Below are 14,775 nucleotides of genomic sequence, written 5' to 3'. Positions count from 1 at the left end.
AAACGATAATAAATAACTGATGATTAAACTTTCGAAGATTACCAAAGTGTTCCAGCAGGGAAATCGCAGCATACAGGCGCTGAACGATGTCAGCCTGCATGTTCCCGCCGGGCAAATTTATGGCGTCATCGGCGCTTCGGGCGCGGGTAAAAGTACGTTAATCCGCTGCGTTAACCTGCTTGAACGTCCAACTCAGGGCAGCGTACAGGTGGGCGGTCAGGAGCTAACGGCGCTGTCCGAAAAAGAGTTGACGCGCGCGCGTCGCCAGATCGGCATGATATTCCAGCACTTTAACCTGCTAGCCTCCCGTACCGTATTCGGTAATGTGGCATTGCCGCTGGAGCTCGACAATACTCCGAAGGAAGAAATTAAACGCCGGGTTACCGAGCTTCTCGATCTCGTCGGCCTGGGGGATAAGCACGATAGCTATCCGGCAAACCTCTCCGGTGGTCAAAAACAGCGCGTCGCCATCGCCCGTGCGCTGGCAAGCAATCCAAAAGTCCTGCTCTGCGACGAAGCCACCAGCGCTCTGGATCCGGCTACCACGCGTTCGATTCTGGAACTGCTGAAAGATATCAACCGTCGTCTGGGCCTGACGATTTTGCTGATTACCCACGAAATGGATGTTGTCAAACGGATCTGTGATTGCGTTGCCGTGATCAGCAACGGTCAATTGATTGAACAGGATACGGTGAGCGAGGTCTTCTCTCATCCCAAAACTCCATTGGCGCAACAGTTTATACAGTCAACGCTGCACCTGGATATCCCGGATGATTATCAGGCGCGTCTGAAGTCTGAGGCTCTTCCCGATAGCGTACCCATGCTGCGCATGGAGTTCACGGGCCACTCCGTTGATGCCCCGCTGCTTTCTGAAACTGCCCGTCGCTTTAATGTAAACAACAACATTATTAGCGCGCAGATGGATTACGCGGGTGGCGTGAAGTTCGGCATTATGCTGACCGAGATGCACGGCACGCAGGAAGATACCCAGGCCGCGATCGCCTGGCTACAGGAACACCATGTAAAAGTAGAGGTACTGGGGTATGTCTGAACCAATGATTTGGCTGCTGGTTCGCGGCGTATGGGAAACGCTGGCCATGACTTTCGTCTCCGGCTTCTTCGGTTTTGTTCTCGGCCTGCCGGTCGGGGTTCTGCTCTACGTCACCCGACCGGGGCAAATTGCCGCTAATGCAAAACTCTACCGCACGCTTTCGGCGGTGGTGAATATTTTCCGCTCGATTCCTTTTATTATCTTGCTGGTCTGGATGATCCCCTTTACCCGCGTCATCGTAGGGACATCCATCGGCCTGCAGGCGGCAATTGTTCCGCTAACGGTCGGCGCAGCGCCTTTTATCGCCCGAATGGTTGAAAACGCCCTGCTGGAGATCCCCACCGGCCTTATCGAAGCATCCCGCGCCATGGGCGCAACGCCGATGCAGATTGTGCGTAAGGTCCTGCTGCCGGAAGCGCTGCCGGGTCTGGTGAACGCGGCGACCATTACCCTCATTACGCTGGTCGGCTATTCCGCTATGGGCGGCGCGGTGGGTGCCGGTGGTCTCGGGCAGATTGGCTATCAGTACGGTTATATCGGCTACAATGCAACGGTAATGAATACCGTACTGGTGCTGCTGGTTATTCTGGTGTACTTAATTCAATTCTCTGGCGATCGTATCGTCCGGGCTGTGACTCACAAATAACATTACACACAATACAGAATCTTACAGGAAGGAAATAACATGGCCTTTAATTTCAAAACCTTTGCGGCAGTCGGCGCGTTAATCGGTTCTCTGGCTCTGGTGGGTTGCGGTCAGGACGAAAAAGATCCTAACCATATTAAAGTCGGCGTAATCGTCGGTGCGGAGCAGCAGGTTGCGGAAGTCGCGCAGAAAGTAGCAAAAGAAAAATACGGCCTTGATGTCGAACTGGTAACCTTCAACGACTACGTTCTGCCGAACGAAGCGCTGAGCAAAGGCGATATCGACGTTAACGCCTTCCAGCATAAACCGTATCTTGACCAGCAAATCAAAGACCGCGGCTACAAGCTGGTTTCCGTAGGTAACTCTTTTGTTTACCCGATTGCGGGTTATTCGAAAAAAATCAAATCGCTGGACGAACTGCAGCCGGGCTCCCAGGTCGCGATTCCTAACGATCCCACCAACCTTGGCCGCTCTCTGCTGCTGCTGCAGCAGGTTGGCCTGATCAAACTGAAAGAAGGCGTTGGTCTGCTGCCAACCTCTCTGGATATTATTGAAAACCCGAAAAACCTGAAAATTGTTGAGCTGGAAGCCCCGCAGCTGCCGCGCTCTCTGGATGATGCGCAAATCGCTCTGGCGGTTATCAATACCACCTATGCCAGCCAGATTGGCTTAACGCCGGCAAAAGACGGTATTTTCGTGGAAGGTAAAGAGTCTCCGTACGTGAACCTGATTGTCGCTCGCGAAGACAATAAAGATGCGGAAAATGTTAAGAAATTTGTTCAAGCTTACCAGAGTGACGAAGTTTACGAAGCGGCTAACAAAATCTTTAACGGCGGTGCAGTGAAAGGCTGGTAATCTTTTCTCAGCGTAATATCATTCAGGACGGGCTTTATGCCCGTCTTGTCATTTATGCAAGCACCTGATTCAATAGCGCCCTGTTTTATTATTTATTGAGGAAATACTATGCGTGCTTTACCGGTCTGTTTGTTAGCACTCATGTTAAGCGGTTGTTCTATGCTAAGCAGATCTCCCGTCGAGCCTGTACAAAGCACCGTAACCCCGCCTGCCAAATCGGAACCGGCAAAACCGAAAGCGACGCGTCCGGCCCCGGTAAGAATCTATACCGATGCAACAGAATTGGTGGGTAAACCTTTCCGCGAACTCGGCGAAGTCACCGGTGAATCCTGCCAGGCCTCGAATCAAGACTCTCCACCCAATATCCCGACGGCCCGCAAGCGTATGCAGATTAACGCTGCAAAAATGAAAGCCAATGCCGTGCTGCTGCACCGCTGCGAAGTCACCAGCGGAACCCCGGGCTGCTACCGCCAGGCCGTCTGCCTTGGTTCAGCGCTTAACGTTACGGCGCAATGAGTGATTTTCAGTTTGCGCAGATAGGCGTTATTCGCTCGCCCTATAAAGAAAAATTTGCCGTTCCCCGCCAGCCTGGGCTGGTTAAAAACGGCGGCGGCGAATTACATCTTCTGCCTCCTTATAACCAGGCCGAGGCCGTACGCGGCCTGGAAAACTTCAGCCATCTGTGGGTCCTGTTTGTGTTTCATCAGACCATGGAAGGCGGCTGGCGCCCGACCGTACGCCCTCCCCGCCTCGGCGGCAACGCGCGGATGGGTGTTTTCGCCACCCGCTCTACCTTTCGTCCTAATCCAATCGGTATGTCGCTGGTCGAGCTAAAGGGTATTCACTGCCAGAAAGAGCGCGTCGTTCTTGAGTTAGGCAGTCTTGACCTGGTGGACGGTACGCCGGTAGTCGACATCAAACCTTACCTGCCCTTTGCCGAAGCGCTGCCGGAAGCCAGCGCGAGCTACGCTCAGCAGGCGCCGCAGGCGGAAGTGGCGGTAAGCTTCACGCCGGAAACCGAAGCCCAGCTTTTCGCTCTGGAAAACCGCTATCCCCGCCTTAAGGCGTTTATTAGCGAAGTTCTGGCACAAGATCCGCGGCCGGCATATCGTAAAGAAGAAAACCCGGGAAAGACCTATGCCGTCTGGCTGCTGGATTTTAACGTGCGCTGGCGGGTGATTTCGTCCGGTTTTGAAGTCTTTTCTCTCGAACCACGCTAATTTTATTTTCCTCTCTTTTGGCATCTTTGCCACACTGGTAAACTAAACCACTTTTTTGTGTCAGGCTGGCTTCCAGCCTGTATCGATCGTCCAAATGGAACCGTAACAACATGCGTACTAGCCAATACCTGCTCTCCACTCTGAAGGAGACACCTGCCGACGCCGAGGTTATCAGCCATCAGCTGATGCTGCGCGCCGGGATGATCCGCAAGCTGGCCTCCGGGTTATATACCTGGCTGCCGACCGGCGTGCGCGTCCTGAAAAAAGTCGAGAACATCGTGCGTGAAGAGATGAACAACGCCGGTGCAATCGAGGTGTTAATGCCGGTAGTTCAGCCCTCTGAGCTGTGGCAAGAGAGTGGTCGTTGGGAACAGTACGGCCCGGAACTGCTGCGTATTGCTGACCGTGGCGAACGTCCATTCGTGCTCGGCCCGACTCATGAAGAAGTGATCACCGACCTGATTCGTAACGAGCTGAGCTCCTACAAACAGCTGCCGCTGAACTTCTATCAGATTCAGACCAAATTCCGTGACGAAGTGCGCCCGCGTTTCGGCGTGATGCGTTCCCGTGAATTCCTGATGAAAGATGCTTACTCTTTCCATACCTCTCAGGAATCTCTGCAGGAAACCTACGATGCGATGTACGCCGCGTACAGCAAAATTTTCAGCCGTATGGGCCTGGATTTCCGCGCGGTACAGGCTGACACTGGTTCTATCGGCGGTAGTGCATCCCACGAATTCCAGGTGCTGGCGCAGAGCGGCGAAGATGACGTGATCTTCTCTGACTCTTCCGACTACGCAGCCAACATCGAGTTCGCCGAAGCCGTTGCGCCGAAAGAGCCGCGCGCTGCCGCTACTCAGGAAATGACCCTGGTCGATACGCCGAACGCCAAAACCATCGCCGAGCTGGTTGAGCAGTTCAATCTGCCGATTGAGAAAACGGTGAAAACCCTGCTGGTAAAAGCGGTAGAAGACAGCAAGTCTCCGCTGATTGCCCTGCTGGTTCGCGGCGATCATGAGTTGAATGAAGTGAAAGCGGAAAAACTGCCGCAGGTCGCCAGCCCGCTGACCTTCGCCACCGAAGAAGAGATCCGCGCGCTGGTGCAGGCGGGTCCCGGTTCTCTGGGCCCGGTTAACATGCCGATTCCGGTGATTATTGACCGTACCGTTGCCGCAATGAGCGATTTTGCCGCAGGCGCGAACATCGATGGTAAACACTACTTCGGCATCAACTGGGATCGCGATGTCGCGACCCCTGAAGTGGCTGATATCCGTAACGTGGTAGCGGGCGACCCGAGCCCGGACGGCAAAGGCACGCTGCTGATTAAACGCGGTATCGAAGTGGGCCACATCTTCCAGCTGGGTACCAAATACTCTGAAGCGATGAAAGCCTCCGTCCAGGGTGAAGATGGCCGTAACCAGATCCTGACGATGGGTTGCTACGGTATCGGGGTGACTCGCGTGGTGGCGGCAGCCATTGAGCAGAACTTTGACGATCGCGGGATCCTGTGGCCGGAAGCTATCGCCCCGTTCCAGGTTGCGATTCTGCCGATGAACATGCATAAATCCTACCGCGTACAAGAGCTGGCCGAGAAGCTGTATGCTGAGCTAACCGCGTTGGGTATCGACGTGCTGATGGACGACCGTAAAGAGCGTCCGGGCGTAATGTTCGCCGATATGGAGCTTATCGGTATTCCGCACACCATCGTGCTGGGCGACCGTAACCTCGACAACGACGATATCGAATATAAATATCGTCGCAGCGGCGAGAAGCAGTTGATTAAAACCGGTGATATCGTGAATTACCTGGTACAACAAATTAAAGCTTAACGCCAAAAGAGGCTCTGGTTTCAGAGCCTCTTTTTTACAAGGATTGTAATCATGGCTAAACGACGGGCAAATCATGTCCTGCTTTTTCCCGCATTGTTCTTACTTTCGGCCTGCACGCTAGACGTCAGCCGATCCACGCCTTCCGCTTCCGCTATTAAGCCACCATCGCAGCAATGGGCGGTTAAATTTCAGCGCCAGAGCTCAGTGGCTAATACCACGCTGGCTGAAATTAACGCACAAGACCTGCTCCCCGGCGATCTCCTTTTCTCTTCCAGCATTGGCGTGACGTCCCTGGGGATTCGTGCATTTAGCACATCCTCCGTTAGCCATGTCGCTATCTATATCGGTGATAACCAGGTTGCGGAGGCAACTGGCGCCGGGGTGCAGATTGTTTCTCTTCAGCAAGCGATGCAGCACAGCGATAAGCTGTTTGCCCTAAGAGCGCCTGACCTCACGCCGCAACAGGCCGCAGGCATTAAACATTTCGCCTATAAAAACAGAAACAGCGGCTATAACTATCGCGGCATCATTGAATTTGTACCCTTTATGGTAACCAAACAGCTCTGCTCCCTGAATCCCTTCTCGAAAGACTTCCGCCAGCAGTGCGTGAATGGTCTGGCCAAAGCTCAGCTTAGCGATGCCGTTTCCGGGGACAAAAAAATGTGGTTTTGTTCTGAGTTTGTCAGCGATGCCTTCGCGAAGGCCGGACACCCGCTGACCCTGGCTCAACCGGGCTGGATTAGCCCATCAGACCTGCTTCATATGCGTGAGGGGGACGTGGCAAACTTTACGCCCGAAACACAATTGCAGTATATCGGGCATCTTAAATTGGGAATTTATATCAAGACAAGCCGTCTCGTAGGACTCAATTAACTAACGAGAATTGCAGTCTTCTTTTTGATAAAACTTGCCCGGTGAATCCACCGCCAGAACTTTAATCGGTGCTCCCGAATCCGGGTTCGCTTCCAGCGTAAAGTGCCCCTCGACCACCAGCAGCACCGGGCGAGTATCCGTTCCGCGCGCTGCGGCATAATCACGCTCGAGCTGCGCGTTATTCGTAACTGCCACTCGCTTGCCGGTTGCGCAATCGGTAAAGGTCGCGGCATCAGCCATATAGAAGTACATGCCGCGCATCGCCATCGGCGTGATGGGCAGGCTGGCTTTGACGGACTCCAGCGTATAGTTCAGCGTTGACTCGATGGGATTACCGTCGCGATCGAGCATTTCCAGCTTGTCGCCTTTCGCCCGATAGTAAGATTTCTCGCCTTTGCTGTCGGTCAGCACCAGCTTATCGGCCGTGCGCGCCCAGGTACCGTATGAAGCAAAAGAGGAGGGCTCGCGCCTGACGCCCTGATATCGCTCATTCATCACCCAGGTGCCGTCTTTCTCAAGAAAGAGTGAGGTTTCGATACCTTCGCAGTCGGCGCACGGCAGCACGCCGCGCCAGCTCTGCTGCATCGGCTTTAGCTCTTCCATCGGTGTCGGTTGTAGCGTGTCCATCTCCGCACGATGGTTGCAGCCGAATAAGGCAAAAAGCGAACAGGCCGCCACCACTGAAAACACGATTTTCTTCACTGTAAATTCCTTATCATCCATTCCACCGGTTCGCCATACCCTTAATGGCGAACTTTTCCACGCAGCGCTTTAACTGAAGCTTTTTGCGCCTTTGAGGCAAGCCGGCGCTCTTTCGACGCTCTGGTCGGTCGCGTCTCCCGACGACTTTTCTGTACTGCGGTTAATTCTTGTATTAAGGCAACCAGGCGCGCAATCGCCGCTTCACGATTCATCTCCTGGCTGCGATATTCTTGAGCCTTAATGATAACCACACCATCGGCAGAAATTAAGTGATGGCTGGAAGTCAGCAGGCGTTCCTTATAAAACTCAGGCAGGCTCGATGCTTTAATATCAAAACGTAAATGAATAGCCGTCGATGCTTTATTAACGTGCTGGCCGCCCGCCCCCTGCGCGCGTATCCCGGAAAGTGAAACCTCATTATCCGCAATCGTCACGCTGCGGCTAATCGTAATCATGAGGATGTTTGCCAGGCCGTTAAATGAATTTCCAGATTATTCTTAGCGTCAGATAACCAAATTCCGCCGTCCTGAATAGTCGCCTGTAGCGACATCGTCCGATCGGCAAAAGCACTGAGCTGCGCCAGCTGAGTATCATCTAAATACCATACGGTCAACTTTGAAAACTGTGCCATTTTACTTTTATTCTGCTGCCACCAGATTTCTGCCGCCCGACTATTATAGGCAAACAGCGCGACCTCTTGCGCTCGCGAGCAGGCTTTTTTAATCCGCCGCTCGTCCGGCAGCCCCAGTTCTATCCATAGATCAACGCCCAGATGATCGTTTAGCAGCCAGAGTTCAGCTTCATCATCAGAAGACAAGCCGCGGGTAAACTGCAGACGTTCGTCGGCGTATTTAATCCACGCCAGCAGGCGCAGCATCATACGCTCCTGGGTTTCTGACGGATGCTGCGCAAGGGTCAAACTGACATCCAGAAACTGGTTGCGGTCCATGTCGGCCACGTTCACCGTCGCTTTATAAATCGTCGCTTTCAGCGCCATGAGGAAACTCCTGATAAAAATGGCGTACATTGTAGCGAAACTGGCGGCAAAAGGCTGTCAGCAATCGCAGGATCCCATTTCATCCTGCTGATATTGCTTAAATGACTATGGTATAGTCACCTTGCTAAACAGAGTTTATCTTCGTAGGCTTAAACTTACATCCCACGGTTAAGTCAGAACGCTGACAGGAGGGCATGTGGACAAATATTGTGAGTTAATACGCAAGCGGTATGCGGAAATAGCCAGCGGGGACCTTGGGTATATACCGGATGCGCTAGGTTGCGTGTTGAAAGTATTGAATGAGGTTGCGGCGGATCAGGCCCTTGCTGAGTCAGTCAGGGAAAAGGCCGCATATGCGGCGGCAAACTTACTGGTGAGCGATTATGTCAATGAATGATACTTATCAACCCATCAATTGCGATGATTATGACAACCTCGAACTTGCCTGTCAGCACCATCTGGTCCTGGCGCTGGAGCTCAAAGATGGCGAACAGCTGCAAGCGAAGGCCAACGATCTTATCTCGCGCAAAAATATCGAGTATCTGGTCGTGGAGCTCGCCGGCGACGTTCGCGAGGTACGCCTGGATAAAATCGCCAGCTTCAGCCATCCGGAAATCGGTACGGTAGTGGTCAGCGAGTCCTGAAGCAAAACGGGTGGCTTAGCCGCCCGTTTTCATCCATAACAACTGCACGCCTTCACCTTCCTGAACTTTCCCATCGACGGTAATAAACAGACCATCGGCTGCGGCGATTAGCGTTTCGCCGTAAAACAGCAGCGGCGTGGTATCGCGCCGCCAGGGAGCCACGTTCAGCTCCTGCCAGATTTTCTTCAGCTTGCGGCCACCGTGGCGACCGACGATATGAAGATGACCGCTGGCGCGAAAGCGAATAGTTACCGCTTCATCCTGGCGCGGGCTGCGTAACGGGCCGCAGGGCAGGAGCCTCAGTTCACCGAGGCCGTCGGGTAACGGCAGCGGCTTAGCGATATCGGGCCACGCCAGTACCGTCTCGCTCTGGCCGGGGAGATATTTCACCCAGTACAGCCGCTGCTGGAAGCGACGGACGGTAAATTGACCAAGACGCAGACAGGGAAACGCGTCCTCGCGCGCCATCGCCACTTCACGCCAGATACGCTCAGGCACCTCGCGCGAAGGCATTGGCGCATTGAGTCCAGCCAGCCAACGGCGCAGCAGCGCGGCCCGACGCGGCGCGCTCATGGCCGTCAACGGTTCGATAGCCAACGCGCCATCCTCAGTCACCAGCGTTGCCAGCTCCGCTGCCAGCATTTCATCCAGCAGCCGTTCCTGTTCGCCACACAGGCTGGCGCTGCGCGCCACGGCCTCGGCAAAGTGCGGCCAGCGGGCGTTAAGCAGCGGAACAATCCGCAGGCGGAGAAAATTGCGATCGTAGGCATCGTCCCGGTTACTTTCGTCTTCAATCCAACTGAGCTGATGGGCTATCGCCCACCGGTGCAGAGAGTCGCGACTTTCGTTAAGCAACGGACGCAGCAGTTTCGTTCCGGCAAAATCGGACTCGCCGGCCATTGCCGAGAGCCCGGTGGGACCGCTCCCCCGCTTAAGCGCCAGCAGGAAGGTTTCACACTGGTCGTCAAGATGCTGCGCGGTCACTAGCGCTTCGCCGGGCAGCAGCGCCGAACGGAAAGCCTGATAGCGCGCCTGACGCGCATGGGCCTCAATCCCCAGCCCCTCATCGGCGAGGACTACCCGTTCAACCAAAAGCGGCACCTGCCACTGCTGACATATTTTCCGGCAGTGCGCCACCCAATCGTCAGCGTTCGCGCTGAGTCCGTGGTGAATATGCATCGCCCGCAGCTGAACGGTGGGATCCTGTTCGCGCCAGCGAACCAGGCGATATAAGAGCACGCTCGAATCCAGGCCGCCGCTAAAGGCCACCAAAAACTGGCGATGCGGACGGAGCGTTTGCGCGATATCTGGGATCATCATCATGAGAGCACTAACTGAGGAAAGCGTGTCCGGCACGTTACCCGGCAGAACACGCTCTGACAAGAATTACTGCTGATAAATCTCCAGCGGTAGACCGTCCGGATCGTTAAAAAAGGTGAACCGCTTACCGGTGAAGGGGTCGATACGAACGCCTTCACAAGTTACGCCGTGCGCCTCAAGATGGGTAACGGCGGCATCAACATCGTCGACGCTAAATGCCAGATGGCGTAACCCGCAGGCTTCGGGGCGGCTCGGGCGCGCTGGGGGAAACGGGAAAGAAAACAGTTCAATAACATATTCGCCATTCAGCGCCAGATCGCCCTTCCATGAATCACGCTCTGCGCGGTAAAACTCGCCCTGCAGAGTGAACCCCAGAATGTCGCAGTAGAACGCTTTACTCTTTGCATAATCCGTCGCAATGATGGCGATATGATGAACCCGTTTTAAACCCAGCATGCTCAAACTCCTCCCGTTGAAGCCAACAACGTTACTCGTTCAGTTCGTTATTGCGCAAGCGCTTAGTCATTTTTTAAGACTCGAACCCAGTACACGCCATCTTCATCGCGTTTCGCGCCGTGGATATCGGTTTCGAAGCCCGGATAGTGGCGGCCGATAGAGCACAGCATTAACAGAAAATCGAGCACCGCCCGGCTCTCCTCGACGATCATCTCGCCGGGCATCAGCAGCGGCACGCCCGGCGGGTACGGTAAGATCATATTCGCTGAAATACGCCCGACCAGATTCTCCAGTTCGATGGTTTCCACTTCGCCTTTAATCTGCCGCTGCCAGGCCTGATGTGGCGTCATTTTCATCTCCGGCAGAACGTCAAAGGCGCTCAGCATCAGCTGCGAGAGCTGGTGCTGGCGAATCAGGCGATGGATACCCTGCGCCAGATCCTGAATGCGCATGTTGCGGTAAAAATCCGGATCTTCGGCATACAGATCCGGCAGCATATTTTTCACCCGTAAATTGAGATCGTAAGCGCGTTTGAATTCGGTTAACCCGCGCAGCAGACCCATCGCTCGGGTTTTATCAATGCCGATACTGAAAAGGAACAGCAGATTGTAGGGCCCGGTTTTCTCAACCACCACACCGCGCTCATCCAGAAACTTCGCCACCAGCGCGGCCGGAATGCCTTCGCTATCCATGTTGCCCTGTTCGTCCATACCGGGCGTCAGAATGGTCACTTTCACCGGATCGAGGAACATATGGTCGTCATCGGCATCCTGAAAGCCATGCCACGGTTCACCCGGCGATACCGGCCAGCACTGCGCTTCCCCCACCTCTTCCGGCTGCCAGATATCAAAGAACCAGCCGTCAGACTCTTCGCGTAACCGCTGCACCTCTTTACGAAAATCCAGCGCCCGTTCAATTGAACGCTGAATCAGCCGCCTGCCGGAATTGCCGCGCAGCATCGCGGCAGCCGTTTCGATGGAGGCAACGATCGGGTAGCTGGGGGACGTCGAGGTGTGCATCATAAAGGCTTCATTGAAGGTATCTTCATCATAGCTGCCTTTAATATGAATCAGCGAAGCCTGGGATAGCGCGGCCAGCATTTTATGCGTCGACTGCGTTTCAAAGATCACTTTCCCCGGAACGCGATCGCCGCTCATCCCGCTTTTGCCCTGATAGATCGGATGAAAATGGGTATAGGGCACCCATGCGGAATCAAAGTGGATTGACGGCACGTCGAGAGTCTCTTTTATCCAGGTGGTATTATACAGCAGCCCGTCATAGGTAGAGTTAGTGATCACCGCATGCACAGGCCACCCGGCGCCGCCTGTCGCATTCACCTTTTGCTGAATACTGTCGCGGGTAAATTCGCGCTTGGGTATACCGCCGAGGATCCCCAGCGCATTGCGCGTCGGTTTTAGCCACAGCGGCACCACATCGCTCATCATCAGTAAATGGGCCAGCGATTTATGGCAGTTGCGATCGATAAGCAGGGTGCTACCCGCCGGGGCGGAATACATCCCGACAATCTTATTCGACGTCGAGGTCCCGTTGGTTACCATATAGCTCTGTTCGGCGCCGAATGCGCGGGCAATATACTCTTCAGCTTCCAGATGCGGGCCGCTATGATCGAGCAACGACCCCAGTTCCGTCACGGATATAGAGACGTCGGCCTTTAAGGTATTCCCGCCAAAGAAATCGTAAAACAGACAGCCCACCGGGCTTTTTTGATAAGCCGAGCCGCCCATATGCCCGGGGGTACAGAAGGTATATTTTCCCTCCTGCACATAGTTGAACAAGGCTTTGGTAAACGGCGGGGTAATATTATCGAGGTATTCGCGGGTGTATTGACCGATGCGGGTAGCGATCTCTTCCGCCAGCCCCAGCGCGTATTCAAAGAACCATAGCGTCATGCGCAGGTCCTGACTGCTGACGTCCATCGTCGAATGGGCGTTGATAAATGCGTAAAGCGGCAGGTATTCGTTTAAGCGATTAATATCACTGCACAGGTCAACGCTGTATTCATCCCAGTCGAAAATAACTCCACAGATCCGCGGATTATGCTCGATAAATTGCAAAAGATCGGCGCTATTTTGCGGCCAGATGGTCTGGAAGCCTTGCCGTTGCAGGGCGGCTTCCAGTTCTTTGATCGGTTCGTCTTTATAATAGACGCCGTGGGGCCCCATGATCGCAATGATATTCACGCTTTCCTCCTGGAATTTACCTAAGGAAAGCATAATAGCACCCCGCCAGCGCTAAGCACTGGCGGATTTATCTCTATTAAAGCGCTTTCCAGGCATCGCCCCAGGTAATACCTACTCCAGGCTCGTAGTACGTCGGCGCTACGTTGCACCATGCGCCTTCAGGCAGCGGTTTACACTGATAAAGCGCACCGTGGTTGTTGACGATATCGCCCGCATTCCAGGTTTGGGTGCTGCTCCAGGAAGGATAGCTGATGGTGTCGCTGTCTTTGCCATCCGTCGTTTCATCCGCAGAAGCGGCTTTGGCCTTCACGTTCAGGGTATAGGTGGTCGTACTGGACAACGTACCGTCGCTGACCGTCAGGCTAACAACATATTGCGCGTCCCGATCGGTTGTCGGCGCGGTAAAGGTAATCACGGCTTTATCCTGCCCGCCGAGAGTCTGGCCGTCCTGCGACATCCAGGTGTAGATAAGCTTGTCGCCGTTCGCATCGGTAGAACTCTCCGCACTCAGGGAAACCGTGGCCCCCGCTTCGATAGCGCCGATCGGACCCGTGATACGGGCAACCGGCGCCACGTTTGTTTCCTGCGCAGGAGTATTATCCTCGGGCGCAGGCGGAGTGGTGTCGCCCTGGCCGCTGTCATCGATGATGTTGACATTGAAGTGGCTTTGGACGCATTTGGCATAATCGCCTTCTTTAAAGGCGGTATACGGCGTCTGGTAACCCACCAGCTGACAGGCGTTGGTCTTACCGTCGGCGGTGTCGGCGCTCCATCCCCAGTCCTCTTCCCAGTAAATCGGCAATGCGCCCGCGCCGCCTTCATCGAACTGCTTCATATTTTTGCAGCCGAGAACTTCATCACCGGCAATCGGCACTTTCAGGTAGTTTGCGAACTCTTTGTAGTAGGCGATACGGTTCAGAGACTGCGCGTTCTCTTCCGCCCCGCCGCACTCAACGCCACCGTTGATGATCTGAATGGTGACCCCAAAGCCTTCCACCAGGCCATTCGCTTTATCATGATCGTTTGGCACCCAGGTTCCATCGATGACGTGCAGCATAGAGGGCTTCGGCGGCTGCGGATAAACGAAAAAGAAGACCGCGCTCGCCAGGTTCATCCAGGTATCCGCCACCCGCTCTGGTTTATCCAGCAGAGGACGAACGTCGCCATCGTACATCGCATCGGAGAACGGACCATAATTGTAGTTATAGGAGAGCTGTTTCGCGCCGCGACCAAAATAGCTCAGGTAGTCGCCGTCTTTATCTTTGCCGCAAGGCCAGGTCTGGCCCTGCCAGATATCCGGGTTACATTCCCCGTTGTAGCCGCCTTTCTGACCTTCAACCCAACCCACTTCACGCAGATACACCAGCGCCTGACGCCACTCGGGAATATCGCGCCAGCTTTCATGGCCGCCGGTTTCCTGAGCAAAGTGGGCAAACATGGTTGCCAGAGATTTACGGCAGATGGCATCGCTGTCGCGTCCGTCGGTATAGGTCCCGCAAACCGCGGGAAATTTACCAATAGCTTTCAGAAAGTTAGAGTAGGTATATTCTGCAGCGCGCATCGGAAACAGATATTCCCAGTCCTGTTCGGACAGGATGCTTTCCACACGCTTAACGTTGGTCGGGTTGGTCGCCAGACCCGGCTCGATTTTTTCAACCGCGCTGTTAGACAGCGTTTGAATCGATGATTTTACCGACGCCATGAGCGGAAAGTCGGTTAAGGCTTTTTCTTTCGCGGTCAGATCGCTCGCCTTAAGAGTTATCGCTTCCGTTGCGCCAAGCAGCGGCGCGGATTGTGCGGCCCCCAGGCTTAACATGATCCCTGCGGCCACGGCGCTTAACGCGACGGTTTTATGCAATGCCATAGTATTTCTCCTTTATCCTTGTTAACTGACTGCCGGTTCGCAATACCTGGCAGTTGCTGCAGTTTCAGGGGAGACCGGCATCATCCGCTAATCACATTAGCTCTTGTCCATCTCATC

Annotated in this window: 16 protein-coding genes; 9 read left to right on the top strand and 7 right to left on the bottom strand. The window is 54.4% G+C overall.

Going from position 1 to position 14,775, the window contains the following annotated elements; translation table 11 throughout:
* Positions 1-19: 19 nt before the first annotated feature.
* From metN to KCG39_RS23595, 7 genes are all read left to right on the top strand, one after another.
* Positions 20-1,051 carry a methionine ABC transporter ATP-binding protein MetN gene (gene metN / locus KCG39_RS23625; protein ID WP_004129149.1) on the top strand — a complete coding sequence of 344 codons (1,032 nt, stop codon included), beginning with the start codon at positions 20-22 and terminating at the stop codon, positions 1,049-1,051.
* Positions 1,044-1,697: a methionine ABC transporter permease MetI gene (locus tag KCG39_RS23620; RefSeq protein WP_004129148.1), complete on the top strand. Its 654-nt coding sequence runs from the start codon at positions 1,044-1,046 to the stop codon at positions 1,695-1,697. The genes metN and KCG39_RS23620 overlap by 8 nt, the downstream gene beginning before the upstream one ends.
* A 39-nt stretch (positions 1,698-1,736) precedes the next feature.
* Complete coding sequence (gene metQ, locus KCG39_RS23615) at positions 1,737-2,552, top strand: methionine ABC transporter substrate-binding lipoprotein MetQ (protein WP_004098791.1); 816 nt, start codon at positions 1,737-1,739, stop codon at positions 2,550-2,552.
* Between the two features lie 108 nt (positions 2,553-2,660).
* Positions 2,661-3,068 carry an Rcs stress response system protein RcsF gene (gene rcsF, locus KCG39_RS23610; protein ID WP_004098790.1) on the top strand — a complete coding sequence of 136 codons (408 nt, stop codon included), beginning with the start codon at positions 2,661-2,663 and terminating at the stop codon, positions 3,066-3,068.
* A complete protein-coding gene (tsaA, locus tag KCG39_RS23605) occupies positions 3,065-3,772 on the top strand; it encodes a tRNA (N6-threonylcarbamoyladenosine(37)-N6)-methyltransferase TrmO (protein WP_004129147.1) in 708 nt (235 codons plus the stop codon). Before rcsF ends, tsaA begins: the two co-directional genes overlap by 4 nt.
* A 110-nt stretch (positions 3,773-3,882) precedes the next feature.
* Positions 3,883-5,601, top strand: coding sequence for a proline--tRNA ligase (gene proS, locus KCG39_RS23600; RefSeq protein WP_004129145.1), 1,719 nt, complete (start codon positions 3,883-3,885; stop codon positions 5,599-5,601).
* Positions 5,602-5,652: 51 nt separating this feature from the next.
* On the top strand, positions 5,653-6,474 hold the full coding sequence (locus tag KCG39_RS23595; RefSeq protein ID WP_004129142.1) for a YaeF family permuted papain-like enzyme: 822 nt from the start codon (positions 5,653-5,655) through the stop codon (positions 6,472-6,474).
* On the opposite strand, the gene nlpE is transcribed toward KCG39_RS23595, so the two are convergent.
* Genes nlpE through KCG39_RS23580 form a run of 3 tightly spaced genes read right to left on the bottom strand, consistent with a single transcriptional unit; the run spans position 6,475 to position 8,173 of the window.
* Positions 6,475-7,197, bottom strand: a complete 723-nt coding sequence (nlpE, locus tag KCG39_RS23590; protein ID WP_032742044.1) for an envelope stress response activation lipoprotein NlpE — start codon at positions 7,195-7,197, stop codon at positions 6,475-6,477.
* Between the two features lie 20 nt (positions 7,198-7,217).
* Entirely contained in the window at positions 7,218-7,631 is a 414-nt protein-coding gene (arfB, locus tag KCG39_RS23585; RefSeq protein WP_142468510.1) for an alternative ribosome rescue aminoacyl-tRNA hydrolase ArfB, read from the bottom strand.
* Positions 7,628-8,173 (bottom strand): YaeQ family protein, encoded by a 546-nt coding sequence (locus KCG39_RS23580; protein WP_004129136.1) that lies wholly within the window; start codon positions 8,171-8,173, stop codon positions 7,628-7,630. Before KCG39_RS23580 ends, arfB begins: the two co-directional genes overlap by 4 nt.
* A 196-nt stretch (positions 8,174-8,369) precedes the next feature.
* Between KCG39_RS23580 and KCG39_RS23575 the strand changes: the two genes are divergently transcribed.
* Positions 8,370-8,570 (top strand): YaeP family protein, encoded by a 201-nt coding sequence (locus tag KCG39_RS23575; RefSeq protein ID WP_004098778.1) that lies wholly within the window; start codon positions 8,370-8,372, stop codon positions 8,568-8,570.
* Positions 8,557-8,817 carry a Rho-binding antiterminator gene (gene rof / locus KCG39_RS23570; protein WP_004129134.1) on the top strand — a complete coding sequence of 87 codons (261 nt, stop codon included), beginning with the start codon at positions 8,557-8,559 and terminating at the stop codon, positions 8,815-8,817. Before KCG39_RS23575 ends, rof begins: the two co-directional genes overlap by 14 nt.
* A gap of 15 nt (positions 8,818-8,832) precedes the next feature.
* Here the strand turns inward: rof and tilS are convergent, their stop codons facing one another.
* The 4 genes from tilS to KCG39_RS23550 all read right to left on the bottom strand — a co-directional run bounded on the left by tilS (position 8,833) and on the right by KCG39_RS23550 (position 14,658).
* Positions 8,833-10,134: a tRNA lysidine(34) synthetase TilS gene (gene tilS / locus KCG39_RS23565; RefSeq protein ID WP_049114297.1), complete on the bottom strand. Its 1,302-nt coding sequence runs from the start codon at positions 10,132-10,134 to the stop codon at positions 8,833-8,835.
* A gap of 69 nt (positions 10,135-10,203) precedes the next feature.
* On the bottom strand, positions 10,204-10,593 hold the full coding sequence (locus KCG39_RS23560) for a VOC family protein (RefSeq protein ID WP_004129130.1): 390 nt from the start codon (positions 10,591-10,593) through the stop codon (positions 10,204-10,206).
* Positions 10,594-10,655: 62 nt separating this feature from the next.
* On the bottom strand, positions 10,656-12,794 hold the full coding sequence (locus KCG39_RS23555) for a lysine decarboxylase LdcC (RefSeq protein ID WP_049123085.1): 2,139 nt from the start codon (positions 12,792-12,794) through the stop codon (positions 10,656-10,658).
* Positions 12,795-12,870: 76 nt separating this feature from the next.
* Positions 12,871-14,658, bottom strand: coding sequence for a chitinase (locus tag KCG39_RS23550; protein WP_004129125.1), 1,788 nt, complete (start codon positions 14,656-14,658; stop codon positions 12,871-12,873).
* Positions 14,659-14,775: the final 117 nt, after the last annotated feature.

It is taken from the genome of Klebsiella pasteurii, assembly GCF_018139045.1.
GTDB classification, from domain to species: Bacteria; Pseudomonadota; Gammaproteobacteria; order Enterobacterales; family Enterobacteriaceae; genus Klebsiella; species Klebsiella grimontii.
The sequence above is the reverse complement of the archived record's forward strand: the minus strand, read 5'-3'. Positions and strand labels throughout refer to the sequence as shown.